Raw genomic sequence first — 14614 nt, 5'->3', positions numbered from 1 at the left:
CAACAACGTGCGTACCGTTGTTGCGGCTCAGCGGACTGTCTGCGGACCGTTCCCGTTGTTCATCTGATGATCCGGTGGAAGATCGAGTGCGGCCAGTGTAGCAAGGCCATTGCGGGGCAGCCCGGCAACGTCGTCCACCACGGCCTCAGGGCAGGGGCAGCATGTCGATGCGCCGGGAGGGTGTACGCCGCACCTGCTCGATGAGCCGGCGGACCGCTGGCGATGTTTCCTGTTCACGGTACAGCGCAGCGATGGTCGAGGCGATGACCGGCCCGGCGATCGGCAGATACACCATGCCTGGCAGCAGCAGCGTCCGCTGCAGCACCGACGGCACGATCGCCACGGCGCCATCGCCCACCGAGACCTGCGCGAGTACCGCGGCAAGATGACCGGGACGGGAGCGGATGTCCGGCACGAATCCGCCACGGCGGGCGACTTCCAGCGTGCCGGCGGGCTGCTCCGGCATGATGAACGCCTCCTTCGCCAGCAGCGACGGCTGCACCGGCACCCCCGAGTGGGCCAGCGCATGCGATGCCGGCAACGCCACGCAGAACTGATCTTCGATCAGGATGTGCGAACCGAGCGCATCGGGCACCTCCATCGGAAGCCGGCAGAACACCACATCGATGCGACCGTCCAGCAGCAGGTCCGGCAGGTCGGCCATCGGCCATTCGCCGACCTGCAGAACCACATCGGGCGAGGCGCTGCGGAACCGCTGCAACTGCTCCTGCAGCGCGCCCGCATGGACCGCCGAACCTACATAGCCGATCTCGATCCTGCCGATCTCGCCGCGACCGGCGCGGCGGCCCACGGCCTCTGCCTGCTCGAACTGGCGCAGCACGTTGCGCGCTTCGGCCAGGAAGATCGCGCCGGCCGAGGTCAGCGTGACCTCGCGTCGACTGCGATCGAACAAGGGCGTACCCAAACGACGCTCGATCTCCTGGATCTGCACGCTCAGCGTCGGCGTAGCGATACCCAGGCGCAGCGCGGTGCGTCCGAAATGCAGCTCCTCGGCCAGTGCGACGTAGTACTGCAGATGTCGACGTTCCATGCGCGCCCGGTCGTTAGCTTTGACCTAACGTACTTCAAGAACACGGGCAATGAAACAAACGGTCGAAGCTGCTTGAATGGGCATTCTTCTCCCACCCGAGTACCTGGTGCTCCTCTCTCCTCCCCGCCGCAGGCCGCCCAACTGGATCCTGATCATCGCCTCGCTGGGCTGCACGATGACAGTGCTGGAAACCAACGCCGTGGCCGTCGCGCTACCGACCATCGCGCGGGATCTGCAGGCGGACTTCGCCGACATCGAATGGGTGATCAGCTGCTACATCCTGTCCTTCACCTCACTGCTTCTCCCCGCCGGTGCCATCGCCGATCGCCATGGTCGCAGGCGGGTGCTGCTGATCGGCATCGCACTGTTCGCCATCTCATCGCTCACCTGTGCGTTGGCACCCATGGCCAGTGCTTTGTATGTGGCCCGTGCGTTGCAGGGCGTGGGAGCGGCCTTCCTGCTGGCGCCGTCACTGTCGGTGATCGGCCACGAGTTCCACGAGGGCAAGCAACGCGACGATGCCTGGGCCTTCTGGGGCACGGCAATGGGCATGATGATGGTGCTCTCGCCACTGATCGGCGGGCTGTTGTCCTCGCTGTGGGGATGGCGTTCGGTGTTCATCGCGATCCTGCCCTTCCTCGCCTTCCTCGCCTACGGAGCGATCCGCTGGGTTCCCGACTCCGCCGACACGGTGGTACGCCCACTTGATCCGCCCGGCATCATCACCTTCAGCATGGCGATCTTCGGCATCGTGTTCTTCCTCGTGGAAGGGCTCGCACAGGGATGGACATCGATGGTGGCGCTGGCCGGTCTGGGCCTTGGCATCGCAATGGGCGCGCTGTTTGCCTGCATCGAACTCAAGCGTCGGCATCCGATGGTCGACCTGCGGCTGCTTGCAAGCCCGCGTTTCGTCGGCGCACTCTTCGCCATGATCGGCTACGCGGTCAGCGCCCAGGTGATGGCCTCGATGCTGCCGCAGTACCTGCAGAACGGCGTCGGCCTGAGTGCGCTGGCCACGGGTGCAGGCATGCTGCCGTTCGCCGCGGCAATGCTGTTTTTCCCGAGCGTTGGCAGGCGCCTGGGCCGACGGTTCTCGAGTGAGATGGTGCTGGCCATCGGCCTGTCCATCACTGCCGCTGGCAACGCGCTTGCCGGTATCGGCGCGTGGCACCACATGCCGGCGTTGGTGCTGCTGGCGATGGTCATCATCGGCGCAGGCGGTGGCATCCTCAACGGCGAAACCTCCAAGGCCATCATCGGCTCGGCACCCCGGGATCGCGCAGGCATGGCCTCGGGCATCAGTGCCACGACGCGCTTCGTCGGCATCCTGCTCGGCTTCACGGTTCTCTCCAGTGCCTTGACCGTCGGCATCCGCGCCGGACTCTCAGCACGCGTTCCTGCAGATGAAGTCATGCGTCTGGCCGACACCATCGCCACCGGTGCACTGACCCGAGGAGCCCCGGTTGATCTGGCGCGGGCGATCTACAGCCAGGGCTTTGCCGCGTCCCTGTGGACTGCGGCCGCAGCAGCGACGCTGGCCAGCCTGGCCGTTGTCCTGCTCAGACCACGCGCCTGATCGCAGATGGCAGACGAAGAAACGACCAGGGCAGCAATGGGCTGCCCTGGTCGCGGCGATGTGGGGGGACGATCGCCAGATGCGATCAGGCAGCCTTCATCGCATGCTTGCGGTCGCGCATCACCGAGTGGCATTCCTGCACTTCCGGCAGCCACTGGGTCACTTCCTGGCGCACCGCCGGCGGCAGGTCGTTGTCCTTCAGCACGTCCTTGAACGCGCCCAGCAGGCGATCCTCGGACTCTTCAAGCTCGGCCACGTAACCGTAATTGGTGTCACCGAAGGCAGCGCGCACCTTGCCGTAAAACTGCTGCATGGAACCAACCATGGTGCCGTGTTCGGCCGGCTTGCCACCGGTGGCGGCCACCGAGCTGCTCAGGGAGGACACGATGCGGCCCTTCACCCCGGCGATGCGGACGAACAATGCCGACAGCTCGGCATCCTTCACCTTGGTTGCGGCTTCCTCGTAGAAGGACTTGCCATCACGTGCGATCTCGATCAGGTCGTTGAGGCGATGCTCGATGGTGGACTGGGTGCTCATGTGTAGTCTCCTCTGGGGGAAAAAGGGCAACAGTGGAATCCGTTGCCTGCGAGCCCAGACTGGCCGACCGGGTGTGGTTCGCGGGTGAGCATCGATTGATGCGGTGATCATGCTGCCCAACGGCGCCCCACCCACTCACGCGGACGACGCGGTGTCTTCACTGCATCTGAATCAACAATCAGCCGTCCTTGCCCATCATCCAACGAATGGCCTGCGGAAACGAGGTCTTCCAGTCGTCCGGATAGAAATGGCCACCGCCATGCGTACGCGAACGCAGTTCGTTGCCATCGCTGAACAGCGCGCGGAAGTCCGCACTCATCTTCTGGTTGGCGGGTCCTTCCTGTTCGCCGTTGATGACGAACACCCGCTTGCCGCGTGCACTGCTCTGCGTGGGCACCGGCTGCCGCCAACCGCCCGGCGACACCAGCAATGCACCGGCGTAGTCATCCGGGTGCTGCGCCAGCAATGCGCCCGCATGCTGCGAGCCCTGCGAGAAACCCATCAGGTAGACCTGCTTGCGATCGATGCACTGGCGCCCGGCCAGTTCATCCAGACCCTTCTGCACCACCTTGTGCGTGCCTTCATAGGGGCCGGTCCAGCTGAAGCTGTCGAACGACTCGCGCATCTCCGTACCGTTGATGCCCAGCAGCACCACACCGGCGTCGGCCAGCGGCTGCTCGCTGCTGTCCAGGTGTCCATTGATGCCGTAGCCGTGCAGCCACACCAGTACCGGCGCACAGGCCGGCATCGCAACACTCTTGGCAGGGTGCAGTACCGAGATGGCGCCCACCTTGCCTGCCGATACCTGCGCGTAGCGCGCCTGCGTATTGGCCATCACCCGCTTGAAGAACGGCTCTCCACGCAGGTCCTCGAAGTCATCGTTGTCGGCCAGCGCTGGCGCGAACCACATGCCACGCTCATCGGCTTCACGCAGATAACGCTCGGCAAGCGCGTCGTCACCGCGGCGAGCGAACAATGCCGCTGCACGGTACGGCGGCAACGCCAACGTTGCGTCTTCGCGGCTTGCCGCCAGATAGAGCGCCAGCGACTGCAGCAGCGTGGCGTCATCTTCCTCGGCCTTTTCCATCAACTCCTGCGCATCATCAGCATTGATCAAAGCATTCAGCACAGGGCTGATTGATTTGAACGCGATGGTCGACGCGCTGTCCTGTTCGTCGGCGTGTGCGCTCGGCGCGCAGACAGCAAGCGCCATGAAAACAGCAAGAGCAGACAGCCTGGGCATGGAGATCTTCCGTGATTGCGGCGACGCGCGGGGCGCGCAGTCTAGCAACCTCGGGGCCGATCAGATCAACGTGCGCTCAACCGTAGGCAGGATGGCTGCCGGTAAGCACGCCCATCGAGAACGCGTAGCCCGCTTCTTCCAGCAACAGCCGCATGCGCAGTTCCGCGCGACGCGGAACGCAGAGCCCGCTGGGTGCGTACAACGCATAGACGAAACCGGCACCTTCCACGTGCTCGCGGCGGACCGAACAGTTGTTGGTCTCGGCGGCATCGGACCACACGGCTCGCAGCTTCTCCGGACCGATGGACTGGCCGTTGCGCAGGCGGAATGTCAGCCAGCGCACACCGAGCGGGGGATGATAGGTCAGGCTAGCCATTGCGCACCTTCAATACGGCGGCGGAGGTGGTTCAGGACGTCGGGTTGCAGATCGGGATGCTCGTTGCGCGTCGAGACCGGCAGGTCGATGCGGACAGCGCCGTTGACCACTGCAGGGATGTCCGAACGCAGGTCGATCCACCATCCATCGGGAAGGCGGAGCCCGCGACCGTCCCTGTCATAGAGGTTGATCTGAAAAGACATGACGCTCGCTCCCATTGGGATTCGAGCATACGCCTGCGCAATGTCACTCCAGACTGCGACCCGTCAGTGCGGTCTCCTCGATCCGTTTCACGCAGACGAAGACGAACGCCTCATCCTGCTGCACCTTCAGGAACGAATCCAGCCAACGCGCAGCGGCGCCGCGGTTGCCGATCACGCCTCCCAGTTCTTCGGTGAGGCAACGGGCGCACTCCATGCCACCCGGACTGGGTGCCTGGCAGGCGCGGCATCGCGCCATCGTCGTCGTCCTTGCCGGTCGGCACTGGTACATGATCTTTGTCATCAGGCTTACCGCACGGGCATGGGATGGCATCAGCGCTCTTCCAGAACGTTGGACAGAGGAAAGCCGCGCAACGCGCGGCCTTTTCTTTGCTTACTGCTCAGCGACGGGCGTCACGGCCCGGCTCGTTCTTCTGTTCCTGTCCGGACTTCTGCGGGCCGCTCGGTTGCCCATCCTGCTGCTGTTCCTGCTGGCCCGGCGTGCCATCCTGCTTCTGCTCGCCGCCCATTTCATTGCCATCGGTCTGTCCCTGCTGGGCAGCCTGCTTGGGATCGGCCGAAGCGTTGTTGCGGTCGGTCTGGCCTTGCGTGTTGTTGTTCATGTCTTGCTCCACCGCAGCGATCTGCTGCAACGCCACTGTGTGCGTCGGCCGGTTACGCAGCTGCATCGGATCGTGCGAATAATGAACAGCCGCCATGAACGGACCGGCAGCACCAACACAGGGTGCTGACATGCAGAGGTATACGTTGGCGTTCCAACAGGAGAAGTCTCATGGAACGCATCATCAACAAGGACTTCGTTGACGTCGAACGCGAGCTGCAGCACTGGCAGGCCGCATTCCAGACGGGCGATCTGCCCGCCATCAACTTCCGCCACGAGGTTGCACCGGTCATCCGCCTGGCGTGCGACATCTACGTCCGCAACCCACACGGCACGCGCACGGCGTGGCTCACTGATCTGCAGTCACGGCTTGCGCTGCGCACCAGCCTGCGTGGCCACCCGGGGTCGGCGGAAATGGCGATGGGCTGCTGGGCCCGTCTGTCCGGGCCGGCATTGGTTCCGCAAGCGGGCTGACACGCCCTGCGGGTAGATCACTCCTCGCCTGCGTGCAGGTTGCCTTCCTGCATCAGTTGATCGTTCAAGCTGTTCACCAGCGCTATGACGGCGTCAGCCAGGGCACGCGCATCGGCGATGGAGCCATGGAAGGCGATGCGGGTGCCCTCCACCTTCACTTCCGCCAATGAGAGCTGCGACGCCAGCGTCGCGCATTGCTGCAGGAAGCGATCAGTCCACTGTTCATCGGGTACTTGATCCAGAAGCGCCGTGATCGCTTCATCGGCAGCCGAATCCACCTGCTGGTGAAGCCGAGGTACGTCGAACCCAACGATCCGCGGCAGTCTGGACGTGCTCACGTACTTCCCCAAGGGTGTGCAGAAGGGCAGTATCGCGTCACCGCGCATCCCACGCGAACCGTCCGACGTGAACGGTTCATCCTGACGGCCCAAGCTCGCGCGCTCGGAGAGCAGCTGTGTCGATTCCAGGGTTCCTCGCACGTCGATGAAAGGAAGGCCGGCCAACCAGGTCGGCTATCGCCGATGGAGATCCCGATGACCCCGACCCTGACCGCATTCAAGCATTCCCCGGACCGTGGGCAGGGCCTGGCACGCGACATGCGCGTACGTTGGGCACTCGAAGAGTTGGGCGTGGCCTACGACGTCCATCTGCTCTCCTTCGAGGAAATGAAGCAACCGCCGCACCTGGCGCGGCATCCCTTCGGGCAGATTCCCACTTACGAGGATGGCGAGCTTGTGCTGTTTGAATCAGGCGCGATTGTCCTGCACTTGGCCGAACAGCACCCTGGGCTGCTGCCCGCCGATGCGAACGCGCGCATGCGTGCGATCACCTGGATGTTCGCCGCACTGAACACCGTCGAGCCGCCGATCGTCGAACGCTCCATGGCCTGGGTGCTGGAACGCGAGCAGCCCTGGTATGCGCAGCGGCTGGTGATGCTGGACGAACGCGTGCGCAGGCGTCTGGGCGAGTTGTCCGCGCGACTCGGAGATGCGCGGTGGCTGGACGGAGACTTCAGTGCCGGCGACCTGTTGATGGTGTCGGTACTGCTGCGGCTGCAGAGCAGCGGCATCGTCGATGAATATCCGATGCTGACTGCGTACATCGCGCGTGCGACGGAGCGGCCCGCCTACCAGCGCGCGTTCGCCGCGCAGTTGGCGGTGTTCCAGAACCAGTAGCTCCACGCCGTTTCCAGTAGCTCCACGCCATGCGTGGAGAACACCATCTGCCCACTGCAACCATTCCCCGGCGAATGGTGAACACCCAGTAAAACGTGCATCCCGCGGCATATCCATCGCCACGCACCATCGCCTACGCTCCGGTTTCGCCACTGCCCGGAACCGGATCATGCCCTTGATTGCCGTCGCACTTGCCTCCGCACTCTCTGCCCTGCCCCACATTGCCTGGGAACGCGAGCGATCCGAAGATGCGCACCAGCTCACGCTGTGCCAGATCCACCGCGATCAACTGATGGATCGTGCAGAGAGCATGGACACGCACCAGCAGGCCAAAGCAGTCTGCGATCTGCTGGCACGCGAATACAGGCAGAAGTGGGACTTCGACGCGCACGATGCGCTCGCCGCACAGGCGGTGGATATCGACGAGTTGGTGCGTCGCGGAGATGCGGTCGAAGTGCCCCCTGGCAAAGCGGATCGCGTTGTAGATTGATGCCGACTGCACCGCCTGCATCGCTTGAAGGCACGCCAGTACCAGCACCGGCCGGTGCTTATTCCTTGAAGAGGCCTGCAAAGGTCTGGATCACGATCTTGCCATCGCGGACGATGAGCGTATCGGTCGCCATGATCGCGTTCTTCGCGCGCCAGCGGATGTAGGCGGTCTCACCATGGACTGCCAGCTCATCGATGGTGATGTTGCGCGTGCCGTCCGGGAAGTAGTCGCGGTAGACCTGCACGAAGGTCTCGTGGATTTCTGCATGTCCTTTGATCACAGACCCCGTTCCATTGATGATGATGGCGTCCGTCGCATAGTCCGCCAGAGTCCGGTCCACATCTCCCAGACGGAAGGCCTCCAGATGCCGGTCCAGCACCATGCGGGTTTTTGACGACTGCTCGGTGAGATTCTGCGGAAGCGCTTGCGTGGTCATGGCATATCCAGATTGGGGAGAGGCGCCGCCTGTCTGGCGGCACGGCTAGGATCGGGGCGCCTGCCGTTTCCTGGTAGTCATCAATCAGTTGAATCACTTGTGATGATTGATTGAGAATGCCTCCATGGAGACCTTGTCCAACCTTGAGTGTTTTGCCCGCGCGGCGGCCATGGGAAGCTTCTCCTCGGCCGCAAAGCAGCTGGGGCTGACGCCTTCAGCGGTCAGCCGCAATGTCGCGATGCTGGAGCGGAATCTTGCGGTCCGGCTCTTTCACCGGACGACCCGCAAGCTGACACTGACCGAAGCCGGGGAGCGCTTGGCGGACTCGATCCGGTCCAATCTCGAGGGCCTGCAGGATGCGCTTGCCGAAGCCTCGGACCAGCAGCAGGAGCCCTCAGGTGTCCTCAAGGTCAGCATGGCGAGCGTGTTCGGCATGGATTACGTCCTGCCCCTCCTGCCTGGCTTCCTGGCGGCCTACCCGAAGATCAGGATCGACTGGCAGCTGGACAACCGGCATGTCGACCTTGTTGCCGAAGGTTACGACGCGGCGATAGGGCGAGGATCGGAGCTGACCCCGGGCACCATCTCCAGGACGCTCGCCCGCGTGCGCATCGTGGCAGTCGCATCGCCCGCCTACATGAAGGCACGGCGCCCTCCCGCGTCGCCACACGACCTCGCCGAATTCGACCTGATCGACATGCGTTCGACGCGCACGGGGCGACTTGTGCAATGGATGCTGCGGGACGAACACGGCAACGAAGCCGTGTCCCCTGTCGGTGAGCGCATCATCTTCGATGACCCCGGCGGCCTGTGCAAAGCGGCCGCTCTCAGCCTTGGCGTTGCCTTTGTGGCGACCTCGCATGCCCTGCCCTACCTGCAGCGCGGGGAGCTGATTCAACTGCTGCCGAACTGGTCAGCGGACGGCGGACCGATCTCCATCTACTACGCCAATCGCCGCTACCTGCCGCCGAAGACGCGCGTCTTTGTCGACTACGTTGCCGACGCATGCCGGGATCAGGATCTGGCGGGTAGGTTCTGAGGAGTTCCGCTTGGGAATTTTCTTGAAACTGCTGCCGCCGCTGGCCATGGAGGCTGGTTCTGATGCTGCGTGAGGCAGCTGGACTGTCCGGAATACGCACGGACATTCATGTGGCCCACCAGCAACCGAAAAATAACATCAATCCATTGATTTACAATGGATTTTACTTCCACAATCCCAACCATGACTCGCTATTCGACTCACTAATCATGGAATGACTCAGCGGCGAGTGCGGCCATGCCTTCACCAACAGCAAGAACAGCACACGAAGGAGACCTTAACTATCGCCAACTGCCTATTTGTCGACCCTTTCCCAATCGAACTTCAGCAGTAAGTCCTGAGCCCCGTCGATGAGCTTCTTGACTTCATCGTCATACTTTGAGTCTAAAAAAGCATCCCGGCCTAGAACTTCGCCTCTCCATTCGCTCCTGGCGATCCTCACAACCTCAGCCGCGCATTCGTCCCCGGCTAGCCACATAACGACATCCGCCTCCTGCTGCGCAAGCGATATGTTTCTCTGCCGCCCGGTTTCCGTGTGTGCAAACATTGCAGGCATTGTCAAATTGCTACTGCCCACCACCGCTATTACTGGGCCACCGTTTTGACTTATGTGCACCTGCATCTTTGCATGCCAGGCTGGCCTCTTTCCGTCTTGAGTCCGCTGCAAACTCGCTGTTGCGTTGAGTCCCGATTCTTTGAGGCTGTTGCAAAGCGCAACCATCTCATCGCCCGCAGAAGTGTTGCATGCACCGTACAAGTGAATTGTCCGGCCACTGGCTTTACCAAAGGAGTAGTCCGGAGTTTTCTCCTCCAATATCTCCGGCATATCCCCCTTAAAGAAGCCAGAGGCAATGTGCAGCGCCGACATCCCTTCGCTCCTGAGCGAGCTGAATACGAGATCTCGATACACGCTGGTTGCGTCTGGCTTCCTCAAAATTAGCGCAATCGGCATTGAAGCGGCTCTCAACGAATGAGACGCTAGCGTATCCCACCATTCGCCTCGTTCCCAGAGCGGCCGCTTTGTGTTGCGACATCACCTAGCTCGGCCCATCATCAAAGCACTCGGTTGCTGCCTGACACCCCAAAGCTCATAGAGAAACTCTATTAGCGCTTGGGTCTCTGCAAGGCCACATCAGGCGTGAGGCCATGACAAAAGTTACCATCTACTGGCGTGAAGGGGTCGCCTACCTCAACTGGCGCGACGGGGCTAAACGGTTCCGTATCTCCATCGGTCGCGTCGGCGCTCGCGAAGCTGAGGAGATTCGATCAGCGCGCGAAGCGGAACTGAGGCACGGCGTCCGGATCATCTCCCGGGCGCCATTGCTGCGCGACTTCCTTGGCGTCTGGCTGGACTGGTACAAGGCCGAACACCCAACCACGCACGGGAAGGCCAAAAGCGAGTTACGGATCATCCTGGACAGCTTGGGTCATCGCCCTATCGATACCCTGCGCCCAATCGAACTGGAGGCCTACAAGACGCAGCGCTTGGTGAAGGACAAGATGGCGCCGGAGACAGTTGGGAAGGAGGTTCGGCGCCTGCAGGCCGCGCTGAGGTGCGGGGTGCAGTGGAAGGAACTGGATGCAAACCCGTTTGAGGGGATCCAGGCGCCAAGAGGGGTGCGGAGCGTTGCCGTCCGGTTCTATACGAAGGCTGCAATGCAGCGGCTCTACGCGGCTAACGAGGCTCGAGCGAACCTGTGGCGATTCATGGCGCACACGGGCATACGGCGCGGTGAGCTGATGCACCTTCGGCACGAAAACGTGGTGGCCGGCCGCCTACTGGTCGAGAGTGACCCTGATGAAGATGGGAATGGGCGCACGAAGTCAGGCAAGTGGCGCGAGGTCCCGCTGAATGCACATGCCGTCGCAGCCCTGGCCGCCCTCCCCGACCCTCTGGTGAACGTTCACAAGGACACAGTAAGCGACTGGTTCAAGGTAGACGCCACTGCAGCGGGCGTTGGCGGGAGTCTTCACCGCCTGCGCCATACGTTCTGCGCCCACATGGTCATGGCCGGGGTGCCGCTTCGCCGGGTGCAGATCCTGGCTGGGCACGCCAACTACGCCACCACTGAGAAGTACTACGCGCATCTGACCACGAAAGGGGATGCCGCAGCCGTGGCTACGTTGACGTTCTGAATTCAATCATTCACAGAGCGGCCCGCCCCCTCGTTCGCAAGGAGTTGCTGCGATGGAATCAGGCAATAAGCTACTGACTCTGGCGCAGGCTGCGGAACTTTCAGCCTGTTCCACAAAGACTCTCCGCAGAGCCATTTATGCCGGGGAGCTTGCCACCGTACGGCTGGGACAAAGCGCGAAATCGGATCGAATTCATGCCGCCGATCTAGATGCTTGGTGGCAGCGGTCGCGGTACGTGCCCCCGCCCATGCCGGTGTTCCCGAAAGCAGCTTTCATGGGACCGCTCGTTTCTGATGCTGATGAGCGACTCGAAAAGCTACTGGCAACGAAGCGAACCAAGTCCGCTGCCAGGACCGCGACTGTGCGCCGGAGGAAGTAGTCCGCTAGGCGGAGATGTCCGGGAGGCGGACTAGTCCGTCTGAAGCCACTCTTGCCGTTGCTGCTCGGCCTTACTCGCTAGCTCCCCCGGACGGCTGCTGCGCCGAAGTTCTCCGTCTACGCGCTCGTGCCCCGTAACGATGGCTATCTCGCCACTTCAGTACCTCCCCGGCCACCCAAGTGGCTGGGCGCATCGATACCCTGACAGGGAAGTCAGGTCGGCACGCGACAGTCTCAAGCACGCTTCTGCGTGTTAGCCCAAGCAGTTCGCCTACGACGTCCGCATTTATCGCCCGGAGCTCAAATGGCACCAGGCTATCGTGTTCGCTCATAGTCACACCCGTTTTACAACGGCCGGGCCAACCAGCCTAGCTAAGACTGCAGCCCCTGTCCCCCGCAAGAAATTAGGACTCGAACGCCCTGTGCTGCAAGGCATTTGAGATCACAGGCGTAGTCGACAGCTGGGGATGCATCTCCTCCGCGTGCATGCCCGTTCGTCCGACGCCGGAGATTGTTCCGCCGCCGTCCAATCAGGTGGAAAAGCCGCGCGGTACCACTTGCGAGCCAGGTTGCCATCCCCTCTGATGCGCTCTACCCGCCCCTACCCAAGCCTTCATCGGGTCTTTCACCCTGGGCTTGGTCACCGCTGGCGGCCGACATGGCTTCAGGGCTTCCTTGACCCGCTCCAGCTCCTTCAATCCGGCCTGGGCCAAGCGGCGAGCCTGCTGCAACTGCTCGGGTGTCGGCGACAGGCCGGGCGGCGGAGGCAAAGGCTCCCTCGGGCTGTCGTCCACCATCCTAGCCACAGCGGCTCGTAGGCGCATCTCAGGGTAGAGCCTGGCCGCGCACCACCGCTCGGCGTAACGCTTGCCCTGGTCGACACTCGCCGCCCATGCATCCTTGGTCTGCCACATCTTCCGGGCATCGAGGTGCACACGCACCCCGCGCTCCTTCGCTGGCGAAACCTGGGCGATCTGCCGGCCGCTCCACCACAGCACCCAGGTATCCCTCAACTGGACCCAGCCAGAGGGTGGTGGCGCAGAGCGAAAGCCTTGGTAGCCGTGCGAGGGAAGCATGGCCGGAAGGATACGGCTGGCCGTCGCAGATGCTGCGAACGCGCCAGCCACCTACCTGAATCGCTCACACCTCGACACGCGTCACATAGCTGGCCACCGTGGGCCTTTACCTACGCCGTTCTGGGCGGTTTTCCGATTGAACCGAGGCCGGGGTGTTGCGACCGTGCGCGGGCAGTGCAGCACTACCACCCTACTCATGGAGAGATGGAAGTGAAATCGAAGCGAAATGACGTCAGAACTGCCAGATCAACCCTTCGCCGCTTACTGCTGGGCGCGTCTCTTTGCCTGATGTCAGCCGGCCTTGCCCAAAATGCGTTCGCGGGCCAGTGGGTCCAAACTGGCAGGGTGCTACTGTTAGATTCGGAAGGTATAGCGCCTTACATCGTGTCGTGGACCAACACGTGCCAAGGCGGAGTGGAAGGACCTTCGGGCTTCTACACCTACGGGGACTGGGGTCCAGAGGGACTGGGCTCGTGCTCCTCCGACGCAAACACCGGCTGGGCAGCAAATTACGCCGGGAGCATTGGCTACTGCAGGCCCGAGCCCGAACATCTTGGCGGAGGGTACTCCTGCACCGAGTACTCGCACACGTTTGGTGGTCAAACGTACACGGGTGCAATTCCGGCAACGTGTAACGTGCCTGGGACCTATGCCATCAGCTACATGCGACGCGCAGAGCTTGTGTATTCCGGTAACGGAAACATGCCCAATGACTATTATGACCGGGTCAACGAAGTTTCAGCCGAGTTCTACTGCCAGCAGTAGACTGACGCAGGACACCTGACAGTTTCAGAGCCAACAGTCCCCGCGCAAGCGGGGACACTTGCCTATAACCCCTGCCAATTTCATATCACCCCGAGGTCCTTCACGACGGCTTGGCTCTTCTGCAGGAACCCAGCCAGCAACCGGCCGCCAGCCACCTCTCGCCCCACCCGATTGTTGAGCCAAGCGGCTTGGAGCTTTCCGGCAGCGAGCAAATCGGCTTCGGCGAAGCTATCAGGGCAGCCAGCCAACGGCTCTCCGGGCGAAGCCAAGCCCCCATCCAAGGGCTGAACCAATGTCTTGCGCGAACTGTCGCTCTTGGCATACGCCGTGGCCACCATCCTGCCGTTCTTCGGCGACCAGCCCCCAAGCACCAACTCGGTCCCGAGCTGTTCGAGCGGAAGACCCGCCTCGACTGCCGCCTTCTCGTAGTTCGGCCACAACTGGTCAACGACTAGACCCAGCTCGGCGGTGAGTTGTTCCATCGTGAAGTCCGCTCGGAAGCTGGCCTGCAGGGCCAACTCGTAGATGCGGAGGAAGAACTGTGTGGAGCCGCGTGTGGCGAGCACTAGGTTGTGCTGAGGGATCAGCAGCAACTTTGCTCCGGCCGAATGCGCCCCCGTTCGCGCATCTTCTGCCAAGGTATCCACTGCGACCACAAGGTGTTCACGAGTGAGCAAAACGTTGAGGATGCTCATTGGACAAGTCCATAGGCCCGCGCCGACTATCTCCACTCTTCAGCCGCCTGTCTAGAGACGCCGATGTCAGAAGCAATCGCTGAAATACTGCAGCGCCTTGAAGCCTGCGAGACGTCCTTAGAGGCTCATCGCGGCTACCTGAAGGCGTTCGAGTACGGACTTCGTGCAGCGATAATCACCCATCCCAGACCGGAAGAGCTTTGCCGCGTGTGGACGCAGTTGCTTCCCGGGATTGCAGAGAAGCACTCCGGGGACGGTGGCGCCATCTACACGGCGGCCCTGCAGCAAGCGCTCGCGCTGCTCACAGATCAGATCGGGGCTCCCAATCGAGAGCCTTAGTACCT

20 protein-coding genes are annotated in these 14614 nt (G+C 62.4%); 8 read left to right on the top strand and 12 right to left on the bottom strand.

Going from position 1 to position 14614, the window contains the following annotated elements:
• Nucleotides 1-145: 145 nt before the first annotated feature.
• Nucleotides 146-1051 carry a LysR substrate-binding domain-containing protein gene (locus ACQ5SA_RS15435; RefSeq protein ID WP_499314821.1) on the bottom strand — a complete coding sequence of 302 codons (906 nt, stop codon included), beginning with the start codon at nt 1049-1051 and terminating at the stop codon, nt 146-148.
• Between the two features lie 76 nt (nt 1052-1127).
• On the opposite strand from ACQ5SA_RS15435, the gene ACQ5SA_RS15430 reads away from it, so the two are divergent.
• Nucleotides 1128-2627 carry an MFS transporter gene (locus ACQ5SA_RS15430; RefSeq protein WP_499314819.1) on the top strand — a complete coding sequence of 500 codons (1500 nt, stop codon included), beginning with the start codon at nt 1128-1130 and terminating at the stop codon, nt 2625-2627.
• Between the two features lie 85 nt (nt 2628-2712).
• Here the strand turns inward: ACQ5SA_RS15430 and ACQ5SA_RS15425 are convergent, their stop codons facing one another.
• The 6 genes from ACQ5SA_RS15425 to ACQ5SA_RS15400 form a co-directional block, all read right to left on the bottom strand.
• A complete protein-coding gene (locus ACQ5SA_RS15425) occupies nt 2713-3165 on the bottom strand; it encodes a PA2169 family four-helix-bundle protein (RefSeq protein ID WP_032952113.1) in 453 nt (150 codons plus the stop codon).
• Between the two features lie 178 nt (nt 3166-3343).
• The gene (locus ACQ5SA_RS15420) at nt 3344-4408 is read right to left on the bottom strand and encodes an alpha/beta hydrolase (RefSeq protein ID WP_499314818.1); all 1065 of its coding nucleotides are present in this window, start codon (nt 4406-4408) and stop codon (nt 3344-3346) included.
• Nucleotides 4409-4484: 76 nt separating this feature from the next.
• Nucleotides 4485-4784: a hypothetical protein gene (locus tag ACQ5SA_RS15415; protein WP_108265967.1), complete on the bottom strand. Its 300-nt coding sequence runs from the start codon at nt 4782-4784 to the stop codon at nt 4485-4487.
• A complete protein-coding gene (locus ACQ5SA_RS15410) occupies nt 4772-4987 on the bottom strand; it encodes a hypothetical protein (RefSeq protein ID WP_499314816.1) in 216 nt (71 codons plus the stop codon). The genes ACQ5SA_RS15415 and ACQ5SA_RS15410 overlap by 13 nt, the downstream gene beginning before the upstream one ends.
• 43 nt (nt 4988-5030) lie before the next feature.
• Nucleotides 5031-5243: a hypothetical protein gene (locus ACQ5SA_RS15405; protein ID WP_499314814.1), complete on the bottom strand. Its 213-nt coding sequence runs from the start codon at nt 5241-5243 to the stop codon at nt 5031-5033.
• A 142-nt stretch (nt 5244-5385) separates the two neighbouring features.
• Nucleotides 5386-5607 (bottom strand): hypothetical protein, encoded by a 222-nt coding sequence (locus ACQ5SA_RS15400; protein ID WP_499314812.1) that lies wholly within the window; start codon nt 5605-5607, stop codon nt 5386-5388.
• A gap of 170 nt (nt 5608-5777) precedes the next feature.
• Between ACQ5SA_RS15400 and ACQ5SA_RS15395 the strand changes: the two genes are divergently transcribed.
• On the top strand, nt 5778-6080 hold the full coding sequence (locus ACQ5SA_RS15395; protein WP_499314810.1) for a hypothetical protein: 303 nt from the start codon (nt 5778-5780) through the stop codon (nt 6078-6080).
• Between the two features lie 17 nt (nt 6081-6097).
• On the opposite strand, the gene ACQ5SA_RS15390 is transcribed toward ACQ5SA_RS15395, so the two are convergent.
• Nucleotides 6098-6583, bottom strand: coding sequence for a hypothetical protein (locus ACQ5SA_RS15390; RefSeq protein ID WP_499314808.1), 486 nt, complete (start codon nt 6581-6583; stop codon nt 6098-6100).
• Between the two features lie 30 nt (nt 6584-6613).
• On the opposite strand from ACQ5SA_RS15390, the gene ACQ5SA_RS15385 reads away from it, so the two are divergent.
• Together ACQ5SA_RS15385 and ACQ5SA_RS15380 are read left to right on the top strand one after the other, a co-directional pair.
• The gene (locus tag ACQ5SA_RS15385; RefSeq protein WP_499314806.1) at nt 6614-7255 is read left to right on the top strand and encodes a glutathione S-transferase family protein; all 642 of its coding nucleotides are present in this window, start codon (nt 6614-6616) and stop codon (nt 7253-7255) included.
• Nucleotides 7256-7424: 169 nt separating this feature from the next.
• Complete coding sequence (locus ACQ5SA_RS15380; protein WP_499314804.1) at nt 7425-7745, top strand: hypothetical protein; 321 nt, start codon at nt 7425-7427, stop codon at nt 7743-7745.
• A 58-nt stretch (nt 7746-7803) separates the two neighbouring features.
• Here the strand turns inward: ACQ5SA_RS15380 and ACQ5SA_RS15375 are convergent, their stop codons facing one another.
• The gene (locus ACQ5SA_RS15375) at nt 7804-8181 is read right to left on the bottom strand and encodes a nuclear transport factor 2 family protein (RefSeq protein ID WP_499314803.1); all 378 of its coding nucleotides are present in this window, start codon (nt 8179-8181) and stop codon (nt 7804-7806) included.
• 124 nt (nt 8182-8305) lie between these two features.
• Here ACQ5SA_RS15375 and ACQ5SA_RS15370 point away from each other — a divergent pair, with 124 nt between their 5' ends.
• Complete coding sequence (locus ACQ5SA_RS15370; protein WP_499314801.1) at nt 8306-9220, top strand: LysR family transcriptional regulator; 915 nt, start codon at nt 8306-8308, stop codon at nt 9218-9220.
• 295 nt (nt 9221-9515) lie between these two features.
• Here the strand turns inward: ACQ5SA_RS15370 and ACQ5SA_RS15365 are convergent, their stop codons facing one another.
• Entirely contained in the window at nt 9516-10088 is a 573-nt protein-coding gene (locus ACQ5SA_RS15365; RefSeq protein WP_499314799.1) for a phospholipase D-like domain-containing protein, read from the bottom strand.
• A 278-nt stretch (nt 10089-10366) separates the two neighbouring features.
• On the opposite strand from ACQ5SA_RS15365, the gene ACQ5SA_RS15360 reads away from it, so the two are divergent.
• Both ACQ5SA_RS15360 and ACQ5SA_RS15355 read left to right on the top strand, forming a co-directional pair.
• A complete protein-coding gene (locus ACQ5SA_RS15360) occupies nt 10367-11356 on the top strand; it encodes a tyrosine-type recombinase/integrase (RefSeq protein ID WP_499314798.1) in 990 nt (329 codons plus the stop codon).
• Between the two features lie 52 nt (nt 11357-11408).
• Nucleotides 11409-11735 (top strand): helix-turn-helix domain-containing protein, encoded by a 327-nt coding sequence (locus ACQ5SA_RS15355; RefSeq protein ID WP_499314796.1) that lies wholly within the window; start codon nt 11409-11411, stop codon nt 11733-11735.
• A gap of 529 nt (nt 11736-12264) precedes the next feature.
• Here the strand turns inward: ACQ5SA_RS15355 and ACQ5SA_RS15350 are convergent.
• Both ACQ5SA_RS15350 and ACQ5SA_RS15345 read right to left on the bottom strand, forming a co-directional pair.
• Nucleotides 12265-12810: a hypothetical protein gene (locus ACQ5SA_RS15350; RefSeq protein ID WP_499314795.1), complete on the bottom strand. Its 546-nt coding sequence runs from the start codon at nt 12808-12810 to the stop codon at nt 12265-12267.
• A gap of 845 nt (nt 12811-13655) precedes the next feature.
• Nucleotides 13656-14270, bottom strand: a complete 615-nt coding sequence (locus ACQ5SA_RS15345; protein WP_499314793.1) for a hypothetical protein — start codon at nt 14268-14270, stop codon at nt 13656-13658.
• A 63-nt stretch (nt 14271-14333) separates the two neighbouring features.
• Here ACQ5SA_RS15345 and ACQ5SA_RS15340 point away from each other — a divergent pair, with 63 nt between their 5' ends.
• Nucleotides 14334-14609 carry a hypothetical protein gene (locus ACQ5SA_RS15340; RefSeq protein ID WP_499314791.1) on the top strand — a complete coding sequence of 92 codons (276 nt, stop codon included), beginning with the start codon at nt 14334-14336 and terminating at the stop codon, nt 14607-14609.
• The last annotated feature ends 5 nt before the right edge of the window (nt 14610-14614 follow it).

Source organism: Stenotrophomonas indicatrix, from assembly GCF_050573115.1.
Taxonomy (GTDB): Bacteria; Pseudomonadota; Gammaproteobacteria; order Xanthomonadales; family Xanthomonadaceae; genus Stenotrophomonas; species Stenotrophomonas lactitubi_A.
The sequence above is the reverse complement of the archived record's forward strand: the minus strand, read 5'-3'. Positions and strand labels throughout refer to the sequence as shown.

Excerpts from the sequence above, each read along its gene's own strand:
- ACQ5SA_RS15435 (WP_499314821.1), bottom strand. The coding sequence starts at position 1,051 with ATGGAACGTCGACATCTGCAGTACTACGTCGCACTGGCCGAGGAGCTG.
- ACQ5SA_RS15430 (WP_499314819.1), top strand. The coding sequence starts at position 1,128 with ATGGGCATTCTTCTCCCACCCGAGTACCTGGTGCTCCTCTCTCCTCCC.
- ACQ5SA_RS15425 (WP_032952113.1), bottom strand. The coding sequence starts at position 3,165 with ATGAGCACCCAGTCCACCATCGAGCATCGCCTCAACGACCTGATCGAG.
- ACQ5SA_RS15420 (WP_499314818.1), bottom strand. The coding sequence starts at position 4,408 with ATGCCCAGGCTGTCTGCTCTTGCTGTTTTCATGGCGCTTGCTGTCTGC.
- ACQ5SA_RS15415 (WP_108265967.1), bottom strand. The coding sequence starts at position 4,784 with ATGGCTAGCCTGACCTATCATCCCCCGCTCGGTGTGCGCTGGCTGACA.
- ACQ5SA_RS15410 (WP_499314816.1), bottom strand. The coding sequence starts at position 4,987 with ATGTCTTTTCAGATCAACCTCTATGACAGGGACGGTCGCGGGCTCCGC.
- ACQ5SA_RS15405 (WP_499314814.1), bottom strand. The coding sequence starts at position 5,243 with ATGGCGCGATGCCGCGCCTGCCAGGCACCCAGTCCGGGTGGCATGGAG.
- ACQ5SA_RS15400 (WP_499314812.1), bottom strand. The coding sequence starts at position 5,607 with ATGAACAACAACACGCAAGGCCAGACCGACCGCAACAACGCTTCGGCC.
- ACQ5SA_RS15395 (WP_499314810.1), top strand. The coding sequence starts at position 5,778 with ATGGAACGCATCATCAACAAGGACTTCGTTGACGTCGAACGCGAGCTG.
- ACQ5SA_RS15385 (WP_499314806.1), top strand. The coding sequence starts at position 6,614 with ATGACCCCGACCCTGACCGCATTCAAGCATTCCCCGGACCGTGGGCAG.
- ACQ5SA_RS15380 (WP_499314804.1), top strand. The coding sequence starts at position 7,425 with ATGCCCTTGATTGCCGTCGCACTTGCCTCCGCACTCTCTGCCCTGCCC.
- ACQ5SA_RS15375 (WP_499314803.1), bottom strand. The coding sequence starts at position 8,181 with ATGACCACGCAAGCGCTTCCGCAGAATCTCACCGAGCAGTCGTCAAAA.
- ACQ5SA_RS15370 (WP_499314801.1), top strand. The coding sequence starts at position 8,306 with ATGGAGACCTTGTCCAACCTTGAGTGTTTTGCCCGCGCGGCGGCCATG.
- ACQ5SA_RS15365 (WP_499314799.1), bottom strand. The coding sequence starts at position 10,088 with ATGTCGGCGCTGCACATTGCCTCTGGCTTCTTTAAGGGGGATATGCCG.
- ACQ5SA_RS15360 (WP_499314798.1), top strand. The coding sequence starts at position 10,367 with ATGACAAAAGTTACCATCTACTGGCGTGAAGGGGTCGCCTACCTCAAC.
- ACQ5SA_RS15355 (WP_499314796.1), top strand. The coding sequence starts at position 11,409 with ATGGAATCAGGCAATAAGCTACTGACTCTGGCGCAGGCTGCGGAACTT.
- ACQ5SA_RS15350 (WP_499314795.1), bottom strand. The coding sequence starts at position 12,810 with ATGCTTCCCTCGCACGGCTACCAAGGCTTTCGCTCTGCGCCACCACCC.
- ACQ5SA_RS15345 (WP_499314793.1), bottom strand. The coding sequence starts at position 14,270 with ATGAGCATCCTCAACGTTTTGCTCACTCGTGAACACCTTGTGGTCGCA.
- ACQ5SA_RS15340 (WP_499314791.1), top strand. The coding sequence starts at position 14,334 with ATGTCAGAAGCAATCGCTGAAATACTGCAGCGCCTTGAAGCCTGCGAG.